Raw genomic sequence first — 24,644 nt, forward strand, 5'->3', positions numbered from 1 at the left:
ACGATGGACCAGCCGAATCCCGACTTTCGCCGAGGACCAGTCACTGTGACGTTCGCCGACACCACCTTCACCCCGCCGGAGTTGATCCGCAACTTCTGCATCATCGCGCACATCGACCACGGGAAGTCCACCCTGGCCGACCGGATGCTGCAGCTCACCGGCGTGGTCGAGGAGCGGGCGATGCGCGCGCAGTACCTCGACCGCATGGACATCGAACGGGAACGCGGCATCACCATCAAGGCGCAGAACGTGCGCCTGCCGTGGCAGCTCGACGGCCAGGACCACGTCCTGCACCTGATCGACACCCCGGGCCACGTCGACTTCACCTACGAGGTCTCGCGTGCGCTGGAGGCCTGCGAGGGCGCGATCCTGCTGGTCGACGCCGCGCAGGGGATCGAGGCGCAGACCCTGGCCAACCTGTACCTGGCGCTGGAGAAGAACCTCCACATCATCCCGGTGCTGAACAAGATCGACCTGCCCGCCGCCGAGCCGGACAAGTACGCCGCCGAGCTGGCGCACATCATCGGCTGCGAGCCGGGCGACGTGCTGCGCGTGTCGGCGAAGACCGGGCAGGGCGTGCGGGAGCTGCTGGACGAGGCCGTGCGACAGGTGCCGCCGCCGGTCGGTGACGCCGACGCCCCGCCGCGCGCGATGATCTTCGACTCGGTCTACGACACCTACCGCGGCGTGGTCACCTACATCCGCGTGGTCGACGGCAAGATCACCCCGCGCCAGCGGATCAAGATGATGTCCACCGGCGCCACCCACGAACTGCTCGAGGTCGGCATCATCTCGCCGGAGCCCAAGGTCAGCGTCGGGCTCGGGGTCGGCGAGGTGGGTTACCTGATCACCGGGGTGAAGGACGTCCGCCAGTCCAAGGTCGGGGACACCGTGACCTCGGAGCGCAAGGGCGCCGAGAAGGCGCTGGCGGGTTACCGCGAGCCGAAGCCGATGGTCTACTCGGGCCTGTACCCGGTGGACGGCTCGGACTACCCGGTGCTGCGCGAGGCGCTGGAGAAGCTGCAGCTCAACGACGCCGCGCTGACCTACGTGCCGGAGACCTCGGTGGCGCTGGGCTTCGGTTTCCGCTGTGGCTTCCTCGGCCTGCTGCACCTGGAGATCACCCGCGACCGGCTCGAGCGCGAGTTCGGCCTCGACCTGATCTCCACCGCGCCGAACGTGGTCTACCAGGTCTACCTGGAGGACGGCAGCGAGGTCGTGGTGACCAACCCGTCGGACTGGCCGACCGGGATGAAGATCGCCGAGGTGCACGAGCCGCTGAGCAAGGTCACGGTGATCGCGCCGTCGGAGTTCATCGGCGCGATCATGGAGCTGTGCCAGGGCAAGCGCGGGCAGCTGCTGGGCATGGACTACCTGTCCGAGGAGCGGGTGGAGCTGCGGTACCACCTGCCGCTGGCGGAGATCATCTTCGACTTCTTCGACTCGCTGAAGTCGCGCACCCGCGGGTACGCCTCGCTCGACTACGAAGAGGCCGGGGAGCAGGCGTCCGACCTGGTCAAGGTCGACATCATGCTGCAGGGCGAGGCGGTCGACGCGTTCTCCGCGATCGTGCACAAGGACGCCGCGTACGCCTACGGCAACAGGATGGCCACGCGGCTGCGCGAGCTGATCCCGCGCCAGCAGTTCGAGGTGCCGATCCAGGCGGCCATCGGCTCGCGGATCATCGCCCGCGAGACCATCCGCGCCATCCGCAAGGACGTGCTGGCCAAGTGCTACGGCGGTGACATCTCGCGGAAGCGGAAGCTGCTGGAGAAGCAGAAGGAAGGCAAGAAGCGGATGAAGACGGTCGGCCGGGTGGAGGTCCCGCAGGAGGCCTTCGTCGCCGCACTGTCCACTGACGACTCGTCGTCGGACAAGGGCAAGGGCAAGAAGTAAGCCCGTGCCGGGGATCGAGGCGCTGGCGCGGGCGGTGCGCGCCGGCGAGGTCGACCCGGCGGAGTTGCTCGAAGACGCGCTCGCGCGGGCGGATGCCGCGGCGGGGCTGAACGCCGTGGTCCACCTGGACCGCGAGGCAGCCGTTCACCGCGAGGGTCCGCTGGCCGGGATTCCGGTGCTGGTCAAGGAGATCATCGAGGTCGCGGGGCTGCCGTTCCGCTGCGGCTCCTCGGTTTTCGCCGACCGCCTGGGTTCCGTGGACGCCGAGGTGGTGGCGCGGGTGCGGGCCGCGGGCGGGGTGGTCGTCGGGCTGACGCACAGCCACGAGTTCGCGTACGGCTGCACGGGCACGGTCAACCGCGTGGGACCGTGCCGCAATCCGCACGACCCCGCGCGCATCACCGGCGGTTCGAGTTCGGGGTCCGCGGCGGCGGTGGCGGCCGGGATCGTGCCGTTGGCGCTGGGGACCGACACGGCGGGGTCGATGCGGGTCCCGGCGGCGTTGTGCGGGGTGGTCGGGGCGAAACCGAGCCGTGATCTGCTGCCGATGGACGGGGTGTTCCCGCTTTCGCGGTCGCTGGACCACGTCGGGGTGTTCGCCGGTTCGGTGGCGGACGCGCGGTACGCGATCGAGGTGCTGGGGCGGGTTTCGCTGCCTTTGTTGAACGGGCCGCCGCGGCTCGGGATGGCTTCCGTGCCCGCTGATGCTGATGTGGCGGCGATTTTCGACGAGTGCCTGCGGGCGTTCGAAGCGGCGGGGGCGCGGTTGGTCGAGGTCGACTTCGACTGGGACGAGATCACTCGGACCGCGGTGGATCTGCAGGGACCCGAGGCTTTCGCCGTGCACGCGGACCTGCTGGACGAGCGGTACCAGCCGGATGTGCGCAACCGGTTGCTGGCGGCGGCGGAGGTGCCGGGGTGGCGGTACGTCCGGGCTCAGGAGCGGGCGCGGGAACTCGTCGCCGACATCGGGCGGGTGCTGGCCGGGGTGGACGCGGTGGTGCTGCCGACCGTGCCGATGCGGGCCACGCTCATCGGGGACGACGAGCCGTCCGTGCGGGAACCGTTGCTGCGGAACAACCGGCCGGCGAACCTGAGCGGGTTCCCGGCGCTGAGCCTGCCGATGCCGGTCCACAGTGGACTCCCGGCCGGGCTGCAGGTGCTCGCGGCCGATGACGCGCGAGCCTTCGGGGTAGCGGCCTGGGCCGAGGGGGAGATGTCACGAATGTGGCTTTCGGGACGGTCTTCGTCCCGAAAGCCACATTCGTGACATGAGCCAGGGATCAGCAGGGGCCGTCGTCGCGCCAGACGCCCCATTCGCCGGTGGTGCCGGGCTCCTCACCCTGGGTCCACCACTTCGCGGTCCACTTGGCGCCGTTGTGCGACACCACGTTCCCGCCGGTGTAGACCGACGCGGCCGCCCACGCGGGCTGCGCGCACACGCCCGGGTTGCCGCCGGTGTCCCACGGGATCTGCGAGGACTTGTAGAAGTTGATGCCCATCGCCGTCCAGCGCGGGCCCTGGGCGCCGAGCCGCGTGCGGAACTGGTTCCAGTTGTGCGTCGACCACGGTGACCAGCCGAGTTCGGCGTGCGCGGCCAGGCGCGGGAACGCCATGTACTCGATGTGCGCGCTGGTCACGATCGTCTCCGTCCACATCGGAGACTCCACGCCGAGCACCGCCGACTCCGGCACGCCGTTGAGGTAGGCGCCCGGGTTCCACTCGTAGGCCGTCTGCACCTCGATGAGCCCGGCCCAGCTCAGCCCGATCGGCGTGGACGAGTTGTACTTCATGTCCAGGTACGCCTTGTTCGCCGGTGACATCAGCACCTTGCTGCCGCGCGCCACCGCGTTCACCACGCCCTGGTCGGCGGTGGTGGTGCCCCAGAACTGCGGGACCGCGGTGCCGGGCAGTGCCACCTTGGCGATGTCGTGCCAGCCCTGCACGATCTTGCCGTGCTGCGCCACCAGCGGCACCACCTTCGACATGAACGTCTGGTAGTCCGCGTCCGAGGTGGCGTGGGCTTCGTCCCCGCCGAGGTGGAAGTACGGGCCGGGCGTCAGCGCGGAGATCTCGCGGATGACGTCGGAGACGAACTTGTAGGTGATGTCCTTCGAGATGCACAGCGAGCTGTAGCCGACCTCGATGTCGGTCCGCAGCGGCGGCGCGACCCCGTTGCAGTTCAGCTCGGCGTAGGAGGACAGCGCCGCGTTGGTGTGGCCCGGCATGTCGATCTCGGGGACCACGGTGATGTGCCGCGAAGCCGCGTACGCCACGATCTCGCTGTACTGCGCCTTCGTGTAGAACCCGCCGGGACCGCCGCCGACCTGCGTGCTGCCGCCGTGGGTGGTCAGGTTCGGCCAGCTGTCGATCACGATCCGCCAGCCCTGGTCGTCGGCCAGGTGCAGGTGGAAGTAGTTGATCTTGTACAGGGCGAGCTGGTCGATGTACTTCTTCACCGCGTCGACCGGGTGGAAGTGCCTGGCCACGTCCAGCATCGCGCTGCGGTAGGCGAAGCGCGGGTGGTCGGTGATGGTCGCGCCGGGCAGCGTCCACGGCCCCGGCTGCACGCTCGGGCTCTCGATGGCCGCCGGGAACAGCTGGCGCAGGGTCTGCACGCCGCTGAACAACCCGGCCGCGGTGTTCGCGCGCAGCACCACGTTCTGCGCGGACACGGTCAGCTGGTAACCCTGGTCTCCGACGCTGCCCGGCGCGCCGGAGAGCAGCAGCGAAATGCCGTCGGCGGGCGGGGTGGCCGGTGCGGTCGTCACCGGCAGCGCGTAGCCGGTCGACTTGCGCAGCACCCCGGCGAGGTAGTCGCCGACCTGGGCCGAGGCCGCGTAGATCTTGGCGTCCGCCGCCAGTGTGTGGGTCACCCCGGCGGCCGGCTGCACCGAAACGGGCACCGGGACCAGGCTGGTCAGTGGTTCGGCCGCCACCGCGGCGGCGGGTTGCAGCGCGGCGAACGAGCCGCCGGCGATGGTCAGTGCGGCGAGGGTGCGGGCCAGCCGCAGCCGTACGCGGGATCTTCCACCGGTTTTCACCATGGGCCTCCTGTAGTCGGATTCTCCCACCGGATCGGGATAGAGGTCTAGACCAATACGGGGTAAATCGGGCCGGTGTTACCGCCGAACGGGTGCGGCGTGGTTGTCGATCAGGCCGCGGTCAGCGCTGCTCCTGGCCGACCGGGATGCCGATGCGGGTGACCAGCTCCTCCGGCGCGGTCCCGGCCGGATCGGTCAAGTAGGTCTCCACCGCCGGGCCCGACGGCTCGTGCCCGTGCTCGTAGATCCAGCTCAGCAACGCGTGGTAGGACAGGGAGAGGTCCTCGTAGGGCCCGATGTGCTTGACCTCCGCGGTGGTCCCAGCGGGCAGCAGTTCCGGCTCGGTCGACGGCAGTTCCGCGGCGAACGTCTCTTCGTCGACTTCGATGCCGACGGCCATCGGCACCCGCGCGGCGTCCAAGTCGAGCGGGTACAGGCCCACCAGCGGCGGTCGCCACGGCACTCCACCGCGCTCGAAGGCGACGGCGAGTTGCGAGACGCAACCTGCGAACGACGCGCCGAAGTCGTCGGGATCGGCGCTCGCGCGGACCACCCGCAGCCGGCGCTCGGGCACGGCGGTCAGCGTGACCTCCGGACCCCGCAGGCCGCGGGCGAGGAGCTTCTCCGTCGACCGCAACAGGGTCCGGCGGTGCTGGATCTCGGTCTCCAGCCGCTCGCGCTGCGCGTGCAGCGGCCCGGCCAGGTCGCCGGAGAGCACCTTCGCGATGTCGGGCAGCGGCATGTCCAGCCGTCGCAGCAGCGAGATGGCCAGCGCGTCGCGGGCCTGGTCCGGCCGGTAGTAGCGGTGTCCGGTGTGCTCGTCGACCTTCGCCGGGGTGAGCAGGCCGAGGTCGTCGTAGTGGCGCAGGCGCTTCACACTGAGGCGGCAGCGCTGCGCGAAGCGGCCGATCGGGATGAGTTCCACGGGTTCATCGTGGACCCCCGCACAATCGGGAGAACAGGCGCGGCGCGCTGAGTACGCTCGGCCGCATGATCGGTGAACTGCGAGTGCCCGTGCTGGTCGCGCCGATGGCGGGTGGCCCGTCGACGCCGGAACTGATCGCCGCCGCGAACCGGGCCGGGGCTTCGGGGTTCCTCGCGGCCGGTTACCTCACCGCGGAGGGGCTGGCCGCGCAGATCGACCGCACGCGGGAGCTCACCGACGCCCCGTTCGGCGTCAACCTGTTCGTGCCGGGTGAGCGCAGCGGCCACGACCTCGCGAGCTACCAACTGCGGCTGCTCGCCGAGGCACAGCGGTACGGCGTGGAGCCCGGAGTCCCGGACTGGAACGACGACCACTACGCGGCGAAGCTGGACCTCGTGGTGGCGCAGCGGATCCCGCTGGTTTCGTTCACCTTCGGCAGGCCGTCGGCGGCCGACGTCGAGCGGCTGCACGCGGCGGGCAGCCGGGTGGTGGTCACGGTGACGGGCCCGGCCGAGGCCCGGCTCGCCGCCGAGGTCGGCGCGGATGCGTTGTGCGTGCAGGGTTTCGAGGCGGGCGCGCACCGCGGGTTGTTCACCGACGAGGAAGCCGACGCCACGGGCGGGGAGACCTACGGCCTGCTCGCCGCGCTGCGGCTGGTCGCGGCCGAAGTGGACCTGCCGCTGATCGCCACCGGCGGCCTGGTGCACGGCGCCGACATCGCCGCCGTGCTCGCCGCGGGCGCGGTCGCCGCCCAGCTGGGCACGGCCTTCCTGCGGGCCGACGAAGCGGGCACCAACGAGACCTACCGCCGGGCGCTGGCCGAAGGCGGCCGCCGGACCGCGTTCACCCGCGCCTTCAGCGGACGGCCCGCGCGCGGGCTGGTCAACCGCTTCCTGCTGGAGCACTCCGACCTGGCCCCGGCCGCGTACCCGCAGATCAACAGCCTGAGCAAGCCGATCCGCGCGGCCGCGGCCAAGGCCGGGGACCCCGAGGCGCTGTCGTTGTGGGCGGGGCAGACCTACTCGCTGAGCAGGTCTGCCCCGGCCGCCGAAATCATCGGCACCCTGCACACCGAACTCCGCGCCGCCGTCCACCGGACGCAGAGCTGGCTGTTCGACCGGAAGTGACCTACTCCCGGCCCCGGCTGGCGTTCTCCTTGCCCAGCACCGAGTTGCGGCGGCTGTAGGCGAAGTAGACCACCAGGCCGATGCCGAACCAGGCGGCGAAGCGCAGCCAGGTTTCCGGCTGCAGGAAGGTGATCAGCCAGATCGAGAAGATCACGCCGATGATCGGCACCACCGGCATGCCCGGGGTCTTGAAGCCACGCGGCAGGTCCGGGCGCTTGTACCGCAGCACGATCACCGCGATGCAGACCACCACGAACGCCAGCAGGATGCCGATGTTGGTCAGCTCGGCCGCCTCGGCGATCGGCAGGAAACCGGCGATCAGCGCGGACGCCACGCCCAGCACCCAGGTGATCCGGCTCGGCACCCGCTTCACCGGGTGCGTCTTGGCGAACCACTTCGGCAGCAGGCCGTCACGGCTCATCGAGTAGCCGACCCGCGCCGCGCCCATCATGAAGGTGAACAACACGGTCAGGATGCCGAGGATGGCACCGGCGGCGATGATCGCGCCCAGCCACTTCATCCCGATCCCGGCGAACGCGCTGGAGAAGGCCGCCTCGCTGTCGATGTCCTTGAAGTTCACCATGCCGGTCAGCACCAGGCAGGCCAGCACGTAGAGCACCATCGAGATGGCCAGCGAGTACATGATCGCCTTGGGCATGTGCTTCTGCGAGTCCTTCGACTCCTCGGCCGCGGTGGACATCGCGTCGTAACCGAACACCGCGAAGAACACCGTCGCCGCCCCGGTGAAGGCACCCGCCCAGCCGAACGGGGCGAACGGATCGTAGTTGTCGGTGTTGATGTGGAAGGCGCCGACCACGATCACCAGCAGCACGATGCCGACCTTGAGGTAGACCAGCAGCGTCTCGAACCGGGCCGCGTTCTTCATGCCCTGGTTCAGGATGAACGCGATGAGCAGGCACAGCAGCACGGCGAACAGGTTCACCTTGTAGGTCCCCGCGGCCACGCCGTCCGCTTCGGTGCCCGGCGCGCCGAGCATCCACTCCGGCAGCGAGATGTTCAGGAACCCGAGCAGGTCGTTGAAGTAGCCGCTGATGCCGATGGCGACCACCGCCACGATCGCGGTGTACTCCAGCAGCAGGTCCCAGCCGATGAACCAGCCGGTGAGCTCACCGAGCACCGCGTAGCCGTAGGTGTAGGCCGACCCGGCGCGCGGGATGAGCCCGGCGAACTCGGCGTAGGAGAACGCGGCCGCCGCGCTGGCGATGCCGGCGATCAGGAACGAGATCAGCACGGCGGGGCCCGCCGTCTCGTTCGCCACCGCGCCGGCCAGGGAGAAGATCCCCGCGCCGATGATGCCGCCGACCCCGATCGCGGTCAGCTGACGCAGGCCGAGGGTGCGCTGCAGCCCCTCGCTCTCGGCCGCCGGTTCGATCTGGTCGATGGGTTTGCGCCGGAAGATTCCGTTGCCGGAACCAGTGTGGCCGACGGTCATGGTTCGCTCCCGTGTTCGTGCTCGTCGCGATGGCCCGGATCGCGGGCCAAGCGGCACCGTACCCGGTGCTGGGAGCGCTGCGCAGTACCGATCGGCGACTCTGGTGAGGGGACTCGATTCAGCCGGCGGCGGTTTCGGTGCCGACCGGCCGCCCGGCGCCCGCGGCGGCCCGCCCGCGCTTGGCGTGGGTGGCGCTCGCGGCGAAGTAGGTGATCAGCTCCGCGATGGCGGACGGATCGTCGAGCTGCGGGCAGTGGCCCCAGTCGTCGCGCACCAGGAGCCTGCTGTGTGGCACGAGGCTGTGCAGCTGCTTGCCGGAGGCCGCGCTGACCAGCTTGTCCTTGCCGCAGGCGACGACCAGCAGCGGGGTGCGCACGTTGTCGAGCTGGTAGGCGGTGGCCAGTTCCTCGACCAGCTGCCTGGCCTGCTCGAGGCGGCCGGTGGTGGCGCGGTAGTCGGGGAACAGGTCGGTGAAGCGGCGGACCTGCGTGACGTCGGCGAGCGCGGCGTCGGCGTAGAGCAGCCGCGGCACGAGCTGCTCGGCGATCGCCTTGACGACGAAGCTGGGCACCGGCAGCGGGAGCGAGGAGTACAGCCGCAGCGGCACCGGGAACCGCGCCACCGTGCGGATGAGCCAGGAGTCGACGAAACCGGGCGCGGCGATCGACACCACCCCGGCCACCGGCAGGCGCGTGCTCTGCGCGGCCCGCAGGCTGATCGTGCCGCCGAGCGAGTTCCCGGCCAGCACCACCGGGCCGAGCACGGACTGCTCCTTGATCAGCGCGGTGAGGAACGTGTCCAGCTGCGGCAGCATCGCCCCGGGGCGCAACGCGTCGGCCTCACCGAAACCCGGCAGATCCACCGCGACCGCGGAGTGACCGGCGGCCGCGAGTTCTTCCAGTACCGGGCGCCAGGTGTCGGCGCTGTCGCAGTAGCCGTGCAGCAGCACCAATCTCGGTGCCACCGGCCGCGCGGAACGCCTCGCGGACCGTCGCCGAGGCGTCTCGGCATCGGGTTGCGGACCGACTTCCAGCACCCGGGTCCGGGCACCCGCGAAGCGGCGATGGGCGACCCGGATCACCGAGTCGTCCTGCACCGTCGCCGGTGGTGCCTCCCGCTGCTGTGCGGTCATGCACTCCAGGGTAAGCACTGTTCAGCGATTTCCGCTCGCTTTCGTGCGATCACAAACCGATGTCAGGGGTTCCCCTACCGCTGGACGGGTGGTCTTGACCACTGGCTGATCAGGCGGTGAAGACCGTCTTGCCCGCCGTCTCGCCGTCGAGCATCTGCCGGAAACCGGTGGCCGCTTCGGCGAACGGCAGCTCCGAGCCGACCTGCGGGCGGATCCCGGAAAGCTGCACGTAGTCGAGGAGATCGGTCAGCTCGTCGCGGGTGCCCATGGTGGACCCGGCGATCCGCAGTTGCAGGAAGAACACCCGCTGCAGTTCCGCGTGCGCGTCCGGGCCACTGGTCGAACCGGAGACCACGATGATGCCGCCCGGCTTCAGCGACTTCACCGAGTGCGACCAGGTGGCCTTGCCGACGGTCTCGAACACCGCGTCCACGCGCTCGGGCAGCCGGGCGCCGGATTCGAAGGTCTGGTGCGCGCCGAGCTGCTCGGCCAGCGCGCGCTTCTCCTCGCTGCGGCCGGTGACCCAGACGCGGAACCCGGCCGCGCGGCCGAGCTGGATGAGCGCGGTGGACACACCGCCGGACGCGCCCTGCACCAGCATCGTCTGCCCGGGGCGCAACCCGGACTTGACGAAGAGCATGCGGTACGCGGTCAGCCAGGCGGTGCCCATGGTGGCGGCCTCGGTGAAGGACAGTTCCTCGGGCTTCGGCACGGCGTTGCGCGCGGGCACGATCACGTAGTCGGCGAAGGTGCCCTGGTGCTTCTCGGTGAGCAGGGTGCGCTTCGGGTCGAGGGTGTCGTCGCCCTGCCAGCCGGGGGCGTTGACGACCGAGTGCAGCACCACCTCGGTGCCGTCGTCGAGCACACCGGCGCCGTCGCAGCCGAGGATCATCGGGAACTGCTCCGGTTTGATGCCGACCCCGCGCAGGGTCCAGAGGTCGTGCATGTTGAGGCTCGCGGCCTTGACCGCGACCCGGACCCAGCCGTCGGGGACCTCGGGTTCGGGGCGCTCGCCGACGACCAGCGAGTCCAGCGGGTTTTCCGGGTTCGGGGCCTGCGCGTATACGGCGAACATGTCCCGGAACCTACCGGCGCGGGCGTGGCGGAGCCATCGGAGAGTAGTCTTCGACACGTGCTGGAGGGACTGTCGGACTGGTGGGACTCGGTGGAGCTGTGGCTCGCGCAGCTCTGGTTCCCGGTGCAGTTCATCCTGGTCATGGCCGTGTTGCTGCCGTTGTGCGCCGGGCTGGCGTGGCTGATCGACCGGCTGGTCGACCGGGTCTCGCGCTGGCTGTCCTCTGGCCGGTCGTAGTCTTCGGGCATGTTCAACCGGAGGCGGATCACCGCCGCGTTGATCGGCCTGCTCGTGCTCGTGGTCGGCGGCTGGCTGGTCAAGGACCTCGTCGCGGACGGCTCGGGTGAGTCCGGGCTGCCGACGTCTTCGTTGTCGTCGCTGCCGCCGGAAGCTTCGGAGACCTGGAAGCTGATCGGCTCGAACGGCCCGTTCCCGTACCCCCGCAACGACGGGGCCGAATTCCAGAACCGCGAACGGCTGCTGCCCGCGCGTGACCCCGGGTACTACCGCGAGTACACGGTGAAGACGCCGGGCAGCGAAGATCGCGGGGCGAGGCGACTGATCACCGGCGCGGCGCGCGAGCTGTACTACACCGGGGACCATTACGCTTCGTTCGTCATCGTGGACCCGAGCAGGTGAGCGCCGTGGAACAACCGGATGCGCGAGCACTGGCGGAGCGCGCCCGCGCCCGCGGTGCCTACGCCCACGTACTACCCGGCCCCGCGCCGGTGACCAAGGCCGCGGCGATGGACGCCATCGCGGCGGCGCTGGACTTCCCGGACTGGTTCGGCCGGAACCTGGACGCGCTGTACGACTGCCTGACGGACCTGTCGTGGCTGCCGGTGGGGGAGCACGTCCTGATCTGGGCGGGCTCGGAGGCGTTCAAGACGGCGGACCCGAAGGCGTACTTGGCGATTCGGGGGGTGCTGTCGGATGCGCAGCGGGCTCTGACGCCGAATGGGGGGCGGCGGGATTCGCGGAGTCTGACGGTTCAGTTGCCTGAGTCGTGAGGTTTTTGGCCACCCCGGTTTTTTAGTGTGACTACGGCGAAGGCCGCTATGTCAAGGCGGGAAAGATGCCTTGACATAGCGGCCTTCGCCGTGTTTTTGGCTGGGGACCGGGGTGAGGAGGGGGGTCTGGGCGGCTGCTCCCGTGGGGTACCCGGGCGGCGGTTCTGGTGGTGGGGTGGGGTGCCGTGAATGTGGCTTTCACGGCGCATTCCGCCGTGAAAGCCACATTCACGGCACTTTGGTGACCTTGGGCGCCCCGTTGGCATCCCTCGGTGGGCCGGTGTCACGAATGTGGCTTTGGGGGCCGAATTCGCCCCGAAAGCCACATTTGTGTCCGGTCGGGTGCGGCGAGTGTGGGGTTCGGCTGCTTGAGTGTGGAACTCGGCTTCCTGAGTGTGGGACTCGCCCGGGATGGGGTGGGTGCGGCCGAGTTCCACATTGGCTGCCCCCTTGGCGGGGGGCGGTGTCACGAATGTGGCTTTCGGGACGTTGGACGTCTCGAAAGCCACATTCGTGACATGCGCGGCTACGTGGTGGGGACCCAGGAAGGGGGGCGTTTCTGGGCGAAGGCGGTGATGCCTTCTTGGCCCTCTTCGCTGGCGAAGAAACCCGTGGACAGCGCGGTCATCTCGGCGAAGCCGTCGGCGGGGGTGGCGGGGCGGGGGCGGCTGAGTAGTTCCTTGGTGGCCGCCAGTGCGCGCGGGCCGCCCAGGGCGAGGGCCCGGACGTAACCGTCCACGGTGGAGTCCAGGTCGGCGGGGTCCACGGCGGCGTTCAGCAGGCCGATGGAAACCGCCCGTGCGGCGTCGAACTTGTCGCCGGTGAGGAAGAGTTCGTGGGCGGCGCGGGCGTTCAGTCGCGGGAGGACGGTGAGCGAGATCACCGCGGGCACCACGCCGATGCGCACCTCGCTGAAGGCGAAGGTCGCGTCCTTCACCGCCACGGCGATGTCCGCCGCGGCCACCATGCCGATGCCGCCCGCCCTGGCCGGGCCCGCCAGTTTCGCGACCACCGGCTTCGGGCTGGTCCACAGTTGCTCGAGGATCCGGGGGAACTCGTTCACACCCTGGTCGCCCGCCCCGGCGCCCCTGGCTTCCTTGAGGTCCATGCCCGCGCAGAACACCGGCCCGGTGTGGTCGAGCACGATCACCCGCACCGCGTCGTCGTCGCGGGCGCGGGTCAGGCCCGCGCTCAGCTCGGCGCGCAGCTGCGCGGACAGCGCGTTGCGGTTGTGCGGTGAGTCCAGGGTGATCGTGGCGGTCCCGCCCGCCACCGCGTAGTGCACCAGTTCTTCAGCCATGGCCCCACCTTCGCACACGGCTGCCGGGAGCGAGACCGCTCCCGGCAGGCGCGCACCTAGCCGATCGTGGTGGTGGTGAACACCGGGCTGGGGTTCGGGAAGCAGGCCGTCGGCGCGGTGATGTCGAAGATCTGCGTGACCACCGTGTCGAAGGTCAGGCCCGGGTCGGCGTAGCTGGTGCCGCCGAGCTTGGTCTCGATCGTGCCCGACGGGCCCGCGGTCAGGTTCGCCGTCACCGTGGGCAGTTCGAACGCCGCGCCACCGGCCAGCGGGCCGGGGAAGCTGAGCGTGGCGACACCGTTGGCCACGGTCAGCTTCGGCGGCGTGGAGCCCAGGCCGGAACCACCGGACAGGGACGCGTCGACGAAGGTCGAGTTGGCCGGGATCGGGATCTTCAGCGCGAAGTTCTTGATGTGCTTGATCTTGTACCCGGCGACGTCGGCGGGCACGGTGTTCGGCGCCGGGTCGACGACCACGGTGAGCGCGCCGCCGGGGGCCACGGTCTCCGGCGCGGTCACGTCCGCGGTCTGGTTCAGCGTGGCCTGCTGCGGCCCGACAATCGGCGCGTTCGCCTGGCAGTCGAGGACCACGTCGTGGCTGGCCGCCGAGGCCGGGGTGGCCGTCGCGCACAGCGGCACGACGGCGATGGCGGCGGTGGCCAGGGTTTTGCGCAGGGCAGACTTCATCGTCTCCACCTTCGGGGGTGCTGGTGATCGGGGAAGTTGCCGGCCGGTGTTTAGATAGTTACCGGCCAGTTAAATAGCGCGTCAAGAAGCCACCGTTCCCATAAGCGGGTGGTGACGGCTACTGGGAACGAAGCCAGCCGAAAAGAGCAGCGGCTGCGCCGATCAGGCCGGGATGACCTGCGAAGATCGCACCTCGGCGTACCGCGTCAGCACCAGCTCGGCGACGCGGCGATCGGTGCCGAGAGGGGCGGCCATCGGCACCTCCGGCCCGGCGAGCGCGGCGATCCGGTCCGGCAGCAGCCCCGGCGCCAGGAACCACGACGCGACGGCGAGCCGTCGGGCCCCGTGCGCGCGCAGCTTGGCCATCGCGGCGGGCACGTCGGGCTGGGTCGCGCTGGCGAAGGCGGGGGTGACGAGCAGGCCGTGCCGCTGGTGCCAGCGTTCGGCGAGCCCGGTGACGGCGGCGTTCGCGGCCGCGTTCGAGGAGCCGACGGCGGCCAGCACGATGCCCAGTTGCGGGTCGGCCAGGTCGGCACCGGTCTCGCGCAGGCGATCCAGCGCGACCGCTTCGAGCGTGGGCGCGACGCCGAGGACGTCCGCGATGAGCACGTCCAGCCGGGGCAGCCGGCTGGTCACCTCGCGGACGAGGGCGGGCAGGTCGACCCGCGCGTGGTAGGCGCTGCCCAGCAGCAGGGGCGCCACCACGACCTCACGATGTCCCTCGTGGTGCAGTCGCACCAGGACCTCGGGCACCGGCGGATCGGACAGGTCCAGGAACGCGACCCGCACGTCCAGCCCCGGAGCGAGCGAGCGCACGCGGTCGACCAGCCCGCGCACGGTGGCTGCGGACCGCGGGTCGCGGCTCCCGTGCGCGACGACGACCAGCGGCCTCACGCGAACCGCTCGCCGATCAGCCCGGCGGCGAGCGTGTCGCCGTCCTTCGGGTCGATCACCAGGAACGCGCCGGTGCGCGGGCTGTCGCCGTAGTCGTCCACCGGCAGCTCCTCCGCCAGGCGCAGCGACACCGTGCCGATGTCGTTGAGCGCCAGCGTGCCCGGACTGTCCACAGTGGTCAGCGTCTGCTCGTCGAAGCGCGAGCCGATCTCGTCGACCAGCGCCTGCACGGTCCGCGTGCCGTGCTTGACCAGCACCCTGGCGCCGGGCGAGAGCGGCTTGCCGGACAGCCAGCACAGCACCGCGGTCAGTTCGTCGGTCACCCGCGGCGGCCGGTCGGCGATGGCGATCAGGTCACCCCGCGAGATGTCCAGGTCGTCCTCCAGCAACAAGGTCACCGAAGTGCCGGAACCCGCCTCCGCCAGTGGCCCGTCCGCGGTGTCGATGGCCGCGACCCGGCTGCGCAACCCGTGCGGCAGCACCACGACCTCGTCACCGGGGCGCACGCTGCCCGACGCGATCTGCCCGGCGTAGCCCCGGTAGTCGGGGTACTCGGGCGTGCGCGGCCGGATCACGTACTGCACCGGGAAGCGGAACGCCGCGTCGTGCGGGTCCGGTGCCACCGGCACCTCTTCCAGGTGTTCCAGCAGCGTCGGCCCGGCGTACCACGGGGTGCGCTCGGACTTGACCGCCACGTTGTCGCCCTGCAGCGCGGAAACCGGGATCGAGAGCACCTCGCCCTCGGCGTACCCGAGCGAAGTGGCGTGCGTGGCGAACTCGTTGGCGATCACCGCGAAGGTGGCTTCGTCGTAGTCCACCAAGTCGATCTTGTTCACCGCGAGCACCAGCCGGGGCACGCCCAGCAGGGCGAGCACCGCGGCGTGGCGGCGGGTCTGCTCGACCACGCCGTTGCGCGCGTCGACCAGCAGCACGGCCAGTTGCGCGGTGGACGCGCCGGTGACCGTGTTGCGGGTGTACTGCACGTGCCCCGGGGTGTCGGCGAGCACGAAGCTGCGCCGCGGGGTGGCGAAGTAGCGGTAGGCCACGTCGATGGTGATGCCCTGCTCGCGTTCCGAGCGCAGCCCGTCCACCAGCAGCGAAAGGTCCGGTGTGGACAGTCCGCGGTCGACGCTGGCCCTGGTCACCGCGTCGAGCTGGTCGGCGAGCACGGACTTGGTGTCGTAGAGCAGGCGGCCCACCAGGGTGGACTTGCCGTCGTCGACACTGCCCGCGGTGGCCAGTCTCAGCAGACTCGACATCAGAAGTAACCCTCTCGCTTGCGGTCTTCCATGGCCGCCTCGGACAACCGGTCGTCGGCCCTGGTGGCGCCGCGCTCGGTGAGCCTGCTGGCCAGCACCTCGGCGATCACCTCGTCCACAGTGGACGCCGAGGACTCGATGGCGCCGGTGCACGAGCCGTCGCCGACGGTGCGGTAGCGCACGGTCAGCTCGCGCACGTCCTCGCCGGCGCGCGGGCCGCCCCACGGGCCTTCGGTGAGCAGCATGCCGTCGCGCTCGTAGACCTTGCGCTGGTGCGCGTAGTAGATCGACGGCAGGTCGACGCCTTCCCTGGCGATGTAGTGCCAGACGTCCGCCTCGGTCCAGTTGGACAGCGGGAACACGCGCACCTGTTCGCCGGGGCGGTGCCTGCCGTTGTAGAGGTTCCACAGCTCGGGCCGCTGCCGCCGCGGCTCCCACTGGCCGAAGGAGTTGCGCAGGCTGAAGATCCGCTCCTTGGCGCGGGCGCGTTCCTCGTCGCGCCTGCCGCCGCCGAAGACGGCGTCGAACCTGTGCTCGGAGATGGTGTCCAGCAACGGCTGGGTCTGCAGCGGGTTGCGGGTGCCGTCGGGGCGTTCGACCAGCCTGCCGTCGTCGATCCAGTCCTGCACGTTCGCCACCACGAGGCGCAGCCCGTGCCGGCGCACCACCTCGTCGCGGAAGGCGATGACCTCGTCGAAGTTGTGCCCGGTGTCCACGTGCAGCAGCGGGAACGGCACCGGGGCCGGCCAGAACGCCTTGATCGCCAGGTGCAGCAGCAGGGTGGAGTCCTTGCCGCCGGAAAACAGGATCACCGGGCGGTCGAACTCCCCGGCCACCTCCCGGAAGATGTGGATGGCTTCGGATTCGAGCGCGGCCAGGTTGTCCTGGGCCGCGTCGGTCGCTGGCTCGAGCGTCGTCACGTCGTTCCCTTTCAGCCGTGCAAGCCGCACTCGGTCTTGGCCTGGCCCGCCCAGCGGCCGCTGCGGGGGTCGGCGCCCGGCGCTACCTTCGCCGTGCAGGGCGCGCAGCCGATCGACGGATAACCCGCTTCCACCAGCGGGTTCTGCAGGATGCCGTGCTCGTGCAGGTAGTCGTTGAACTCCTCGTCGGTCCACGCGGCCAGCGGGTTGACCTTGACCAGGCCGTTGCGCTCGTCCCAGCCGACGATCGGGGTGTTCGCCCTGGTCGGCGCGTCCACCCGGCGCACGCCGGTGACCCACGCCGAGTACTTCGCCAGCGTGTTGCGCAGCGGCACCACCTTGCGCAGGTGGCAGCATTGCCCGGGGTCGCGTTCGTGCAGCCGGGGGCCGTACTGGGCGTCCTGCTCGGCCACGCTCTGTTCGGCTTCGGCGTTGACGATCCGCACGTGCGGGTACACCGCCTCGACCGCGTCCCTGGTGCCGATGGTCTCGGCGAAGTGGTACCCGGTCTGCAGAAAAAGAATGTCCACATCGGACTTGGCCTGCGTCGCCAGCTCGATCAGCACGGCGTCCTGCATGTTCGACGCGACGATGAAGTCGTCGCCGAAGGTGCGCACGGTCCAGTCCAGCGCCTCGGCCGCGGTGGCGTCGGCGAGTTCGGCCGAAGCGCGTTCGGCGAGGGTGCGGTAGTCGGCTGTCGCGGTCATTTCTTCGCCACCTCCGGGAAGGACAATCCGAGGAATTTCACCGAGAAGACCCGTCGGCAACTCGAACAGAGCCACGCCCCGTTCTCTTCCGGACGGAGATCCTCGTCACCGCAGTAGGGGCAGTGGAACGGCGTGGCACGCTCGGTCACTGGAGATCGCTTTCCTCGGCGCGCGCCACCCATTGCGGGAACCGTTCGCCCGCTTCACGCTGGTCGGCGAAATTGCGGACCACGCGCTCCACGTAATCGGTCAGTTCCGTACTGGTCACCTTGTGCCCGCGCAGTTTCCGGCCGAAGCCGGCGTCCAGCCCGAGCCCGCCGCCCAGGTGGACCTGGAAGCCCTCGACCTGGCTGCCGTCGTTGTCGGTGACGATCTGGCCCTTGAGCCCGATGTCGGCGGTCTGGATGCGGGCGCACGAGTTCGGGCAGCCGTTGAGGTGCACGGTCAGCGGCTCGTCGAGGCCGATGTCGGACAGTCGCTTCTCCAGGTCGCCGACCAGGTCGTGCGCGCGGGCCTTGGTCTCGACGATGGCCAGCTTGCAGAACTCCAGCCCGGTGCAGGCCATCACGCCCCGCCGCCACGGCGACGGCTCGCTGTCCAGGCCGAGCTTCGAGACCGCCACCTGCAGCTCGGCGACCTTTTCCTCGGGCACGTCGAGCACCACGAGCTTCTGCTGCGGGGTGAGCCGGACGCGGTCCGAACCGGCCTGCTCCACGGCGTCGGCCACGGCGAGCAGCGTGGTGCCGGACACCCGGCCGGCGATCGGCGCGAAGCCGACGTAGCGCTTGCCGTCGACCTGCTGGTGCACGCCGACGTGGTCGATCTGCGTCTTGGGCACCTCGGGCGCCGGGCCGTCGATCAGTTCGCGCTTGAGGTACTCGTCCTGCAGCACCTGGCGGAACTTCTCCGCGCCCCAGTCCTTGACCAGGAACTTGATCCGCGCGCGGGAGCGCAGGCGGCGGTAGCCGTAGTCGCGGAAGACGCTGATCACGCCTTCCCAGACGTCGGGCACCTCGTCCAGCGGCACCCAGGCGCCCAGGCGCACGCCGATCATCGGGTTGGTGGACAGCCCGCCGCCGACCCACAGGTCGAAGCCCGGTCCGTGCTCCGGGTGCTCGACGCCGACGAAGGCGACGTCGTGGATCTCGTGCGCCACGTCGGCCTGGCCGGAGATGGCCGTCTTGAACTTGCGCGGCAGGTTGGAGTACCGGGGATCGCCGATGTAGCGGCGCTTGATCTCGTCGATCGCGGGCGTGCCGTCGATGACCTCGTCGGCCGAGATGCCGGCCACCGGGGAGCCGAGGATGACGCGCGGGCTGTCGCCGCAGGCCTCCATCGTGGTCATGCCCGCGTCCTCGAGCAGCTTCCAGATCGCGGGCATGTCCTCGACCTGGATCCAGTGGTACTGGATGTTCTGCCGGTCGGTGATGTCGGCGGTGTCGCGTGCGTAACGCTGCGAAATCTCACCGAGGACGCGCAGCTGGTTCAGGGTCAGCGCGCCGCCGTCGAGGCGGACCCGCAGCATGAAGTAGCGGTCGTCCAGCTCTTCGGGCTCGAGCGTGGCGGTGCGGCCGCCGTCGATGCCCGGCTTGCGCTGGGTGTAGAGGCCGAACCAGCGGAACCGGCCGCGCAGGTCGGCGGGGTCGATCGAGTCGAAGCCGCCGTGCGCGTAGATGTTCTCGATCCGGGCCCGCACGTTGAGCGGGTTGTCGTCCTTCTTGGAGCGCTCGTTCGGGTTGAGCGGCTCACGGTAGCCGAGAGCCCACTGCCCCTCCCCGCGCCGCTGCTTGGCGCGTGCGGGGCGGGACGTGCTCGGGCGAGCAGGCGAGGCCATCGGTCCTCCGGGGGATCTTCTGGCGCCTGCGCACCGTGAACGCCCTGGTCTGGCCGTGGTGGGAGCGATCGCGGCTTGGCTCGGCGCCGACGTGGCTGGGTCAGGCGGGCGGAGCGGGATTACGCACGGCAGAGGGCGCTGGCGACACGTCGGAGGTCGACGTGGCGGCGGGCCACGAGCAGGACACCGGCGTAGGTCACGGTCCCAGGGTGCCACGCGTCCACAATGTGGTCGAGGCTTGCCCGGATGGTGGGAGCGAGGTCACCGCCCCTGGTCACGGCGGCGGATTTGGGATAGTGGGGGCGTGCAACTGCTCACCGATCCCACGCCCCCGGCCGACCTGGCCCTCCCCGCCACCGCGCTGGCGGGCCTCGGCACGCGGCCGTTCGGGGTCTACGTGCACGTGCCGTTCTGCGCCACGCGCTGCGGCTACTGCGACTTCAACACTTATACCGCCGGTGAGCTGGGTACGTCCTCCTCGCCCAGCAGCTGGCTGGACGGCCTGCGCCGCGAACTGGACCTGGCGGCGTCGATGCTGGGCCGGGCGCCCGCGGCGGACACGGTGTTCGTCGGCGGGGGCACGCCGTCGCTGCTCGGGGCGGACGGCCTCGCCGCCGTGCTGGACGCCGTCCGGTCGTCGTTCGGGCTGGCCAAGGACGCCGAGGTGACCACCGAGTCCAACCCCGAATCGACCTCGCCGGAGTTCTTCGCCGGGATCCGTGACGCGGGTTACAACCGGCTCTCGCTGGGCATGCAGTCGGCGGCGCGGCACGTGCTGAAGGTGCTCGACCGGGTGCACACGCCGGGCCGGCCCATCCTCGCCGCGATCGAGGCGCGCTCGGCCGGGTTCGAGCACGTCAACCTGGACGTCATCTACGGCACGCCGGGGGAGCGCGTCGAGGACCTGCGGGCTTCCCTGGACGCGGTGCTGACCGCCGAGGTGGACCACGTGTCGGCGTACGCGCTGATCGTCGAGGAGGGCACGGCGCTGGCCAGGCGGGTGCGCCGGGGCGAGCTGCCGATGCCGGACGACGACGTGCTCGCGGCGTACTACGAGCTGATCGACGAGGTGCTCGGATCGGCCGGGTTGCGCTGGTACGAGGTGTCGAACTGGGCGTCCTCGGACGCGGCGCGGTGCCGGCACAACCTGGGCTACTGGCGCGGCGGGGACTGGTGGGGCGCCGGGCCGGGGGCGCACAGCCACGTCGGCGGGGTGCGCTGGTGGAACGTGAAGCACCCGGCGAAGTACGCGGACCTGCTGGCCGCGGGGCACGTGCCCGCCGGTGGGCAGGAGGTGCTCACCGAGGACGAGCGGCACGTCGAGCGCGTGATGCTGGAGCTGCGTCTCGCGGAGGGGTTGCCGCTGGAGGCGCTGGACGCCGAAGGCGCTTCCGAAGCGCGGGCGGCTGCGCGCGAGGGCTTGCTGGTCGAGTCCGAACTGGACGGTCGCGGACGAGCCGTGCTGACGGACAAGGGCCGCCTACTGGCCGATGGAGTGGTGCGCCGCCTGGTGCCGTGAGGACACGAATGTGGCTTTGGGGGCCGATTCCGCCCCCAAAGCCACATTCGTGTCGCGCGTGTGGGGTCAGCGACGGCTGCGTCGCCAGCCACCGGCCCGGACGCTGGTGCCGACCCCGGCCAGGTGCAGAGCCATGCACAGCAGGCCGGCGGTGAGCAGTGTCCCGCCGTTGATCACGTCGCCGATCGAAGCGTCGGTGAGGTCGAGGATCAGCGCCAAGCCGAAAATAACCGCGGCAATGATGGCCAACACGGCATTTCTCCCTTCTCGGTCCCCCGATGTCTCTGAGGTACCCGGGTCCGGCCGAACCGATTCCTCGCATTCGGAGCAATCAGCCCGGCGGAATGCGTGCGGCGAGGTGACCGCGGAAGTGTTCGCACTCGAGGAAGTCCTCGCTGGTGCACGCGAGCGCGTGGGAGAGGGCGTCACGGGCGGTTTCGGCCTCGGTGATGCGCCGGGTGAGCGCGGCGTGCTGGTCGCGCAGCGCCGCGCGGCGGTCGGCCGGGTCTTCGGTGGTCAGCACGCGGCGGATTTCCCCGAGGCTGAACCCGAGTTCCTTGCCCTGGAGGATGAGCACCACCTTGACCACGTCGGCGGTCCGGTAGCGGCGCTGCCCGCCCGCGGTGCGTTCCGGGGTCAGCAGTCCCTCGGTTTCCCAGTGCCGGAGCACGTTCGCCGGCAGCCCGAACCGGCTCGCCAGGTCACCGACGGAGAACGTACTTGACTTCATGTCGACATGAAGTCACAGGCTGGGTGGTGACGGCAACCCCGAGCTGAGGAAGTCCCGATGATCGAACGTTTCGTGGCCATGATGGACGGATTCGACCGCGAGCCCGGTGCCGCGCTCGCCCGGCACCGCTCGCACGAACTGCTCCGGCTCGCACCCGGCGGCCGGGTGGTGGATGTGGGCTGCGGCACCGGGACCTCGGTGGGGGAGCTGACCGCGGCCGGTGCGGTGGTGAGCGGGGTGGACGTCAACCCGGAAGTGCTGGTGGTGGCGAAGGAACGGCATCCCGGCGGGGAGTTCACCGAAGGCAGCGCGCAGGCACTCCCCTTTCCCGACGGCCATTTCCACGGCTATCGCGCGGAACGCGTCTACCACGCGCTCGCCGATCCGGTGGCCGCGCTGGCCGAGGCCGCGCGTGTCCTCGCGCCCGGCGGCCGGATCGTCCTCATCGGACCGAACTGGGAAATGCTGGGCCTGGACAGCACGGATGTGGAGACCGGGCGGGCCGTGCTGATGGCCCAGGTCGCGTCCATGCCGTCACCACGCAGCGCGCTGCTGCAACGGAACCTGTTGCTCGAAGCCGGTTTCACCGAGGTCGAAGCCGAGGTGCACACGGCCGTGCTGACCGGCGCGACCGGCCTGCCGATGCTCGAGTCGGCGGCCGCGGCGGCGGTCGGCACGGGGGCCGTCAGCGCGGAACGGGCGGAGAACTGGTTGACAGATCAGCGGGCGCGGGTCGAGCGCGGCCGGTTCTTCCTCGCCGCCCCCCAATTCGTGGTCTCCGGCACCCGACCGGCCGTAGGCTGAGCGGATGATCGAGATCGGTGCGCTGGAAGCCGGGGATCGCCCGGTCTGGCAGGAGCTTTTCCGCGGCTACAACGAGTTCTACGGTCGTGAGCTGCCGGACGAGGTCGCGGAGCGGGCTTGGCGGGAGTTCACCACCGGCGAGCGGATGCACGCGCTGGGTGCCCGGCTCGACGGTCGGCTGGTCGGCATCACCCACTTCCTCGTGCACGCGAGCACCACCTCGGCCGACGTCTGCTACCTGCAGGACCTGTTCACCGCGCCGGAAGCACGCGGCCGGGGTGCGGCCCGCGCGCTGATCGAAGCGGTGTCGGCGTGGGCGGCCGGGCGCGGGTGTTCACGCGTCTACTGGCACACCAAGCAGGACAACCACCAGGCCAGGAAGCTCTACGACCGGGTGGCCGAGAACCGCGGCTTCATCCACTACGTGATCCCGCTCGGAGAGTCTCCCCGTTGAGGCCGGCGTCTTCGACGGCACGGACGTAGTCGAGCGCGACCACCTCGGCCGGGGTGGCGTGCTCGTGCACCCACCCGGGGCTGATCACGTTGACGCGCAGACCGCGGGGCAGCTCCCACGCGGCTGTGCGGGCGAACGCTTCGAGGCCGGTGTTGGTGAGCGCGCCGAACGCGCTGCCCGGCGTCGGCTCCTCGAAGGTGCCCGCGGTCAAGGTGACCGAGCCGCCGTCGGGCAGGTGCTCGACGGCTCGCCGCAGCAGGCGCACCTGGCCGAGCAGCTTGGTGCGCAGGCCGGTGAAGAATTCCTCGTCGGTGCCCGAGTCGATCGGGACGAGCGCGCCGCTCGCCGCGCAGCAGACCACGGCGTCGATGTCGGGCACCGTCGCGAACAGACGGTCGGGCTGGGCGATGTCGACCCCGGGGTCGCCGGTCCGCGAGACGGGGACCACGTGGTGGCCGCGGGCGAGCAGGGCCGCGGCCACCGCGCTGCCGATGGTCCCGGTCGCGCCGATCACTACTACCTTCATGCGCCCGATCCTGCGCCCGCGGCGGCGGCCGTGCCTGCCCCTGCCAGGTACAGGCATCCTGGAACCATGCTGGGTGACTTCCTCCGGACCCGCCGCGCGCGGCTGCGGCCCGCCGACGTCGGGCTGCGGGACTACGGCGAGTTCCGCCGGGTGCCGGGCTTGCGCCGGGAGGAACTGGCGCGACTGGCCGGGGTCAGCCCCGGCTACTACACGCGGCTGGAGCAGGACCAGGGCGGCAACGTGTCCGACTCGGTCCTCGAAGCCCTCGCCAGGGCGCTGCGACTGGACGACGAGGAACGCACGCACCTGCACACGCTGGCGAACGCGAAAATCACCGCCAACGCACCGGAACGATTGGCGCCGAGACACCGGATGCTGCTCGAAACGCTGGACTCCGTGCCGGCGCTCATCCTCGGCAGGCACGTCGACGTGCTGGCGTGGAACCGCCGAGGGCACGCCTTGCTCGCACCGCACCTCGAATTCGACGCCCGCCCGAATTGGGCGCGGTTGTTCTTCCTCGACCGCGAAGTGCGAGCCCTGTTCGGTGAATCGGCGGACAAAGCCCGCGACACCGTGGCCGATCTGCGGCAGATCGCCGGACGTCGTCCCGGAGATGCCGTCCTGGCGGCGCTGATCGAGGATTTGCGGGAGTCCAGCGCCGAATTCGACCGGCTGTGGTCGGCTCATCCGGTACGTGCCTGCGCCCACCACACCCGCACCTACCACCACCCGCACGCGGGCCGCCTCACGCTGACCGACGAACTGCTGCCGCTGCCCGACGAGGGCGGCCAGCGGCTGGTGGTGTTCTACGCCGAACCGGGCTCAGCCTCGGCTGCCGCCCTCGCCGGGGTGGGGGCTACCCCGGCGAGGGCGGAGTTCAGGGGTGAGCGGGTCGCCGTGGTGGAAAGTTTCTCACCGAAAATCGAGCGGTGACAACTATTTCACCCGAACCTGAAGGTGGTCGTTCCGGCGGGGACGGCTCAGGGGGATTCGGGCGCGTTCAGCGTGTCGAGTAACGCATCCAGCTTCCGGAAACGGCTTTCGGCGGTCAGCCGGTAGCCGTCGATCCAGGCGGTCAGCGCCTCCAGTGCGGCGGGGTCCAGATGACACGGACGGCGCTGGCCGTCACGCGTGCGGGTGATCAGGCCCGCGGATTCGAGCACCTGGATGTGCCGCGAGATCGCCTGCTTGGTGATCTCGAACGGCTCGGCCAGCTCGTTCACCGTGGCCTCGCCACGCGAAAGGCGCGCGATCAGGGCGCGCCGGACGGGATCGCCGAGCGCGGCGAACGCCCGGTCCAGCCACTCGTCATCCACCGTCATCGAATGCAACCTACCGTTTTATCAACA

At 70.4% G+C, this 24,644-nt stretch carries 28 protein-coding genes; 10 read left to right on the forward strand and 18 right to left on the reverse strand.

What is annotated here, in order from left to right; genetic code table 11:
* Positions 1 to 3: 3 nt before the first annotated feature.
* A complete protein-coding gene (gene lepA, locus JOM49_RS15205; protein WP_209664923.1) occupies positions 4 to 1,896 on the forward strand; it encodes a translation elongation factor 4 in 1,893 nt (630 codons plus the stop codon).
* 4 nt (positions 1,897 to 1,900) lie between these two features.
* Entirely contained in the window at positions 1,901 to 3,166 is a 1,266-nt protein-coding gene (locus JOM49_RS15210) for an amidase (RefSeq protein ID WP_209664924.1), read from the forward strand.
* 13 nt (positions 3,167 to 3,179) lie between these two features.
* Here the strand turns inward: JOM49_RS15210 and JOM49_RS15215 are convergent, their stop codons facing one another.
* Entirely contained in the window at positions 3,180 to 4,943 is a 1,764-nt protein-coding gene (locus tag JOM49_RS15215; protein ID WP_209664925.1) for a beta-N-acetylhexosaminidase, read from the reverse strand.
* 118 nt (positions 4,944 to 5,061) lie between these two features.
* The gene (locus JOM49_RS15220) at positions 5,062 to 5,865 is read right to left on the reverse strand and encodes a MerR family transcriptional regulator (RefSeq protein WP_209664926.1); all 804 of its coding nucleotides are present in this window, start codon (positions 5,863 to 5,865) and stop codon (positions 5,062 to 5,064) included.
* Positions 5,866 to 5,930: 65 nt separating this feature from the next.
* Between JOM49_RS15220 and JOM49_RS15225 the strand changes: the two genes are divergently transcribed.
* On the forward strand, positions 5,931 to 6,992 hold the full coding sequence (locus tag JOM49_RS15225) for a nitronate monooxygenase (protein WP_209664927.1): 1,062 nt from the start codon (positions 5,931 to 5,933) through the stop codon (positions 6,990 to 6,992).
* Between the two features lies 1 nt (position 6,993).
* Here JOM49_RS15225 and JOM49_RS15230 read toward each other — a convergent pair whose 3' ends face one another.
* The 3 genes from JOM49_RS15230 to JOM49_RS15240 all read right to left on the reverse strand — a co-directional run bounded on the left by JOM49_RS15230 (position 6,994) and on the right by JOM49_RS15240 (position 10,652).
* Positions 6,994 to 8,445 (reverse strand): amino acid permease, encoded by a 1,452-nt coding sequence (locus JOM49_RS15230; protein WP_209664928.1) that lies wholly within the window; start codon positions 8,443 to 8,445, stop codon positions 6,994 to 6,996.
* 118 nt (positions 8,446 to 8,563) lie between these two features.
* Entirely contained in the window at positions 8,564 to 9,577 is a 1,014-nt protein-coding gene (locus JOM49_RS15235; protein WP_209664929.1) for an alpha/beta fold hydrolase, read from the reverse strand.
* A 109-nt stretch (positions 9,578 to 9,686) separates the two neighbouring features.
* Entirely contained in the window at positions 9,687 to 10,652 is a 966-nt protein-coding gene (locus tag JOM49_RS15240) for a zinc-binding dehydrogenase (protein ID WP_209664930.1), read from the reverse strand.
* A gap of 57 nt (positions 10,653 to 10,709) precedes the next feature.
* On the opposite strand from JOM49_RS15240, the gene JOM49_RS15245 reads away from it, so the two are divergent.
* The 3 genes from JOM49_RS15245 to JOM49_RS15255 are packed head-to-tail and all read left to right on the forward strand — an operon-like array spanning position 10,710 to position 11,662.
* A complete protein-coding gene (locus tag JOM49_RS15245) occupies positions 10,710 to 10,889 on the forward strand; it encodes a hypothetical protein (RefSeq protein WP_209664931.1) in 180 nt (59 codons plus the stop codon).
* A gap of 9 nt (positions 10,890 to 10,898) precedes the next feature.
* Positions 10,899 to 11,291, forward strand: coding sequence for a guanyl-specific ribonuclease (locus JOM49_RS15250; protein ID WP_209664932.1), 393 nt, complete (start codon positions 10,899 to 10,901; stop codon positions 11,289 to 11,291).
* The gene (locus JOM49_RS15255) at positions 11,288 to 11,662 is read left to right on the forward strand and encodes a barstar family protein (protein WP_209664933.1); all 375 of its coding nucleotides are present in this window, start codon (positions 11,288 to 11,290) and stop codon (positions 11,660 to 11,662) included. Before JOM49_RS15250 ends, JOM49_RS15255 begins: the two co-directional genes overlap by 4 nt.
* Before the next feature lie 526 nt (positions 11,663 to 12,188).
* Here the strand turns inward: JOM49_RS15255 and JOM49_RS15260 are convergent.
* The 9 genes from JOM49_RS15260 to JOM49_RS44325 form a co-directional block, all read right to left on the reverse strand.
* A complete protein-coding gene (locus JOM49_RS15260; RefSeq protein WP_209664934.1) occupies positions 12,189 to 12,962 on the reverse strand; it encodes an enoyl-CoA hydratase-related protein in 774 nt (257 codons plus the stop codon).
* Positions 12,963 to 13,018: 56 nt separating this feature from the next.
* The gene (locus JOM49_RS15265; RefSeq protein WP_209664935.1) at positions 13,019 to 13,648 is read right to left on the reverse strand and encodes a cyclase; all 630 of its coding nucleotides are present in this window, start codon (positions 13,646 to 13,648) and stop codon (positions 13,019 to 13,021) included.
* A 162-nt stretch (positions 13,649 to 13,810) separates the two neighbouring features.
* Entirely contained in the window at positions 13,811 to 14,542 is a 732-nt protein-coding gene (locus tag JOM49_RS15270) for a sirohydrochlorin chelatase (protein WP_209664936.1), read from the reverse strand.
* The gene (locus JOM49_RS15275; protein WP_209664937.1) at positions 14,539 to 15,801 is read right to left on the reverse strand and encodes a sulfate adenylyltransferase subunit 1; all 1,263 of its coding nucleotides are present in this window, start codon (positions 15,799 to 15,801) and stop codon (positions 14,539 to 14,541) included. The genes JOM49_RS15270 and JOM49_RS15275 overlap by 4 nt, the downstream gene beginning before the upstream one ends.
* Positions 15,801 to 16,721: a sulfate adenylyltransferase subunit CysD gene (cysD, locus tag JOM49_RS15280; RefSeq protein ID WP_209664938.1), complete on the reverse strand. Its 921-nt coding sequence runs from the start codon at positions 16,719 to 16,721 to the stop codon at positions 15,801 to 15,803. Before cysD ends, JOM49_RS15275 begins: the two co-directional genes overlap by 1 nt.
* Positions 16,722 to 16,732: 11 nt before the next feature.
* Complete coding sequence (locus JOM49_RS15285) at positions 16,733 to 17,428, reverse strand: phosphoadenylyl-sulfate reductase (protein ID WP_209664939.1); 696 nt, start codon at positions 17,426 to 17,428, stop codon at positions 16,733 to 16,735.
* Positions 17,425 to 17,577: an Insertion element protein gene (locus tag JOM49_RS42955; protein ID WP_282769370.1), complete on the reverse strand. Its 153-nt coding sequence runs from the start codon at positions 17,575 to 17,577 to the stop codon at positions 17,425 to 17,427. The genes JOM49_RS15285 and JOM49_RS42955 overlap by 4 nt, the downstream gene beginning before the upstream one ends.
* Positions 17,574 to 19,262, reverse strand: a complete 1,689-nt coding sequence (locus JOM49_RS15290; protein ID WP_209664940.1) for a nitrite/sulfite reductase — start codon at positions 19,260 to 19,262, stop codon at positions 17,574 to 17,576. The genes JOM49_RS42955 and JOM49_RS15290 overlap by 4 nt, the downstream gene beginning before the upstream one ends.
* A 119-nt stretch (positions 19,263 to 19,381) precedes the next feature.
* Entirely contained in the window at positions 19,382 to 19,540 is a 159-nt protein-coding gene (locus JOM49_RS44325) for a putative leader peptide (RefSeq protein WP_368860535.1), read from the reverse strand.
* Positions 19,541 to 19,566: 26 nt separating this feature from the next.
* Here JOM49_RS44325 and hemW point away from each other — a divergent pair, with 26 nt between their 5' ends.
* Positions 19,567 to 20,781, forward strand: coding sequence for a radical SAM family heme chaperone HemW (gene hemW, locus JOM49_RS15295; RefSeq protein WP_209664941.1), 1,215 nt, complete (start codon positions 19,567 to 19,569; stop codon positions 20,779 to 20,781).
* 66 nt (positions 20,782 to 20,847) lie between these two features.
* Here hemW and JOM49_RS15300 read toward each other — a convergent pair whose 3' ends face one another.
* Together JOM49_RS15300 and JOM49_RS15305 are read right to left on the reverse strand one after the other, a co-directional pair.
* Positions 20,848 to 21,033: a hypothetical protein gene (locus JOM49_RS15300; RefSeq protein ID WP_209664942.1), complete on the reverse strand. Its 186-nt coding sequence runs from the start codon at positions 21,031 to 21,033 to the stop codon at positions 20,848 to 20,850.
* A gap of 79 nt (positions 21,034 to 21,112) precedes the next feature.
* On the reverse strand, positions 21,113 to 21,511 hold the full coding sequence (locus JOM49_RS15305; protein WP_209664943.1) for a MerR family transcriptional regulator: 399 nt from the start codon (positions 21,509 to 21,511) through the stop codon (positions 21,113 to 21,115).
* Positions 21,512 to 21,568: 57 nt separating this feature from the next.
* Between JOM49_RS15305 and JOM49_RS15310 the strand changes: the two genes are divergently transcribed.
* Positions 21,569 to 22,315: a methyltransferase domain-containing protein gene (locus tag JOM49_RS15310; RefSeq protein ID WP_209664944.1), complete on the forward strand. Its 747-nt coding sequence runs from the start codon at positions 21,569 to 21,571 to the stop codon at positions 22,313 to 22,315.
* A gap of 4 nt (positions 22,316 to 22,319) precedes the next feature.
* On the forward strand, positions 22,320 to 22,769 hold the full coding sequence (locus JOM49_RS15315; protein WP_209664945.1) for a GNAT family N-acetyltransferase: 450 nt from the start codon (positions 22,320 to 22,322) through the stop codon (positions 22,767 to 22,769).
* On the opposite strand, the gene JOM49_RS15320 is transcribed toward JOM49_RS15315, so the two are convergent.
* Positions 22,729 to 23,295: an SDR family oxidoreductase gene (locus JOM49_RS15320; RefSeq protein WP_209664946.1), complete on the reverse strand. Its 567-nt coding sequence runs from the start codon at positions 23,293 to 23,295 to the stop codon at positions 22,729 to 22,731. The two genes, JOM49_RS15315 and JOM49_RS15320, sit on opposite strands and share 41 nt — an antisense overlap.
* Before the next feature lie 66 nt (positions 23,296 to 23,361).
* On the opposite strand from JOM49_RS15320, the gene JOM49_RS15325 reads away from it, so the two are divergent.
* The gene (locus JOM49_RS15325) at positions 23,362 to 24,228 is read left to right on the forward strand and encodes a helix-turn-helix transcriptional regulator (protein WP_209664947.1); all 867 of its coding nucleotides are present in this window, start codon (positions 23,362 to 23,364) and stop codon (positions 24,226 to 24,228) included.
* Between the two features lie 47 nt (positions 24,229 to 24,275).
* Here JOM49_RS15325 and JOM49_RS15330 read toward each other — a convergent pair whose 3' ends face one another.
* Positions 24,276 to 24,617 (reverse strand): ArsR/SmtB family transcription factor, encoded by a 342-nt coding sequence (locus JOM49_RS15330; RefSeq protein WP_209664948.1) that lies wholly within the window; start codon positions 24,615 to 24,617, stop codon positions 24,276 to 24,278.
* Positions 24,618 to 24,644 lie beyond the last annotated feature (27 nt).

The sequence above is a fragment of the Amycolatopsis magusensis genome, from assembly GCF_017875555.1.
Classification (GTDB): domain Bacteria; phylum Actinomycetota; class Actinomycetes; order Mycobacteriales; family Pseudonocardiaceae; genus Amycolatopsis; species Amycolatopsis magusensis.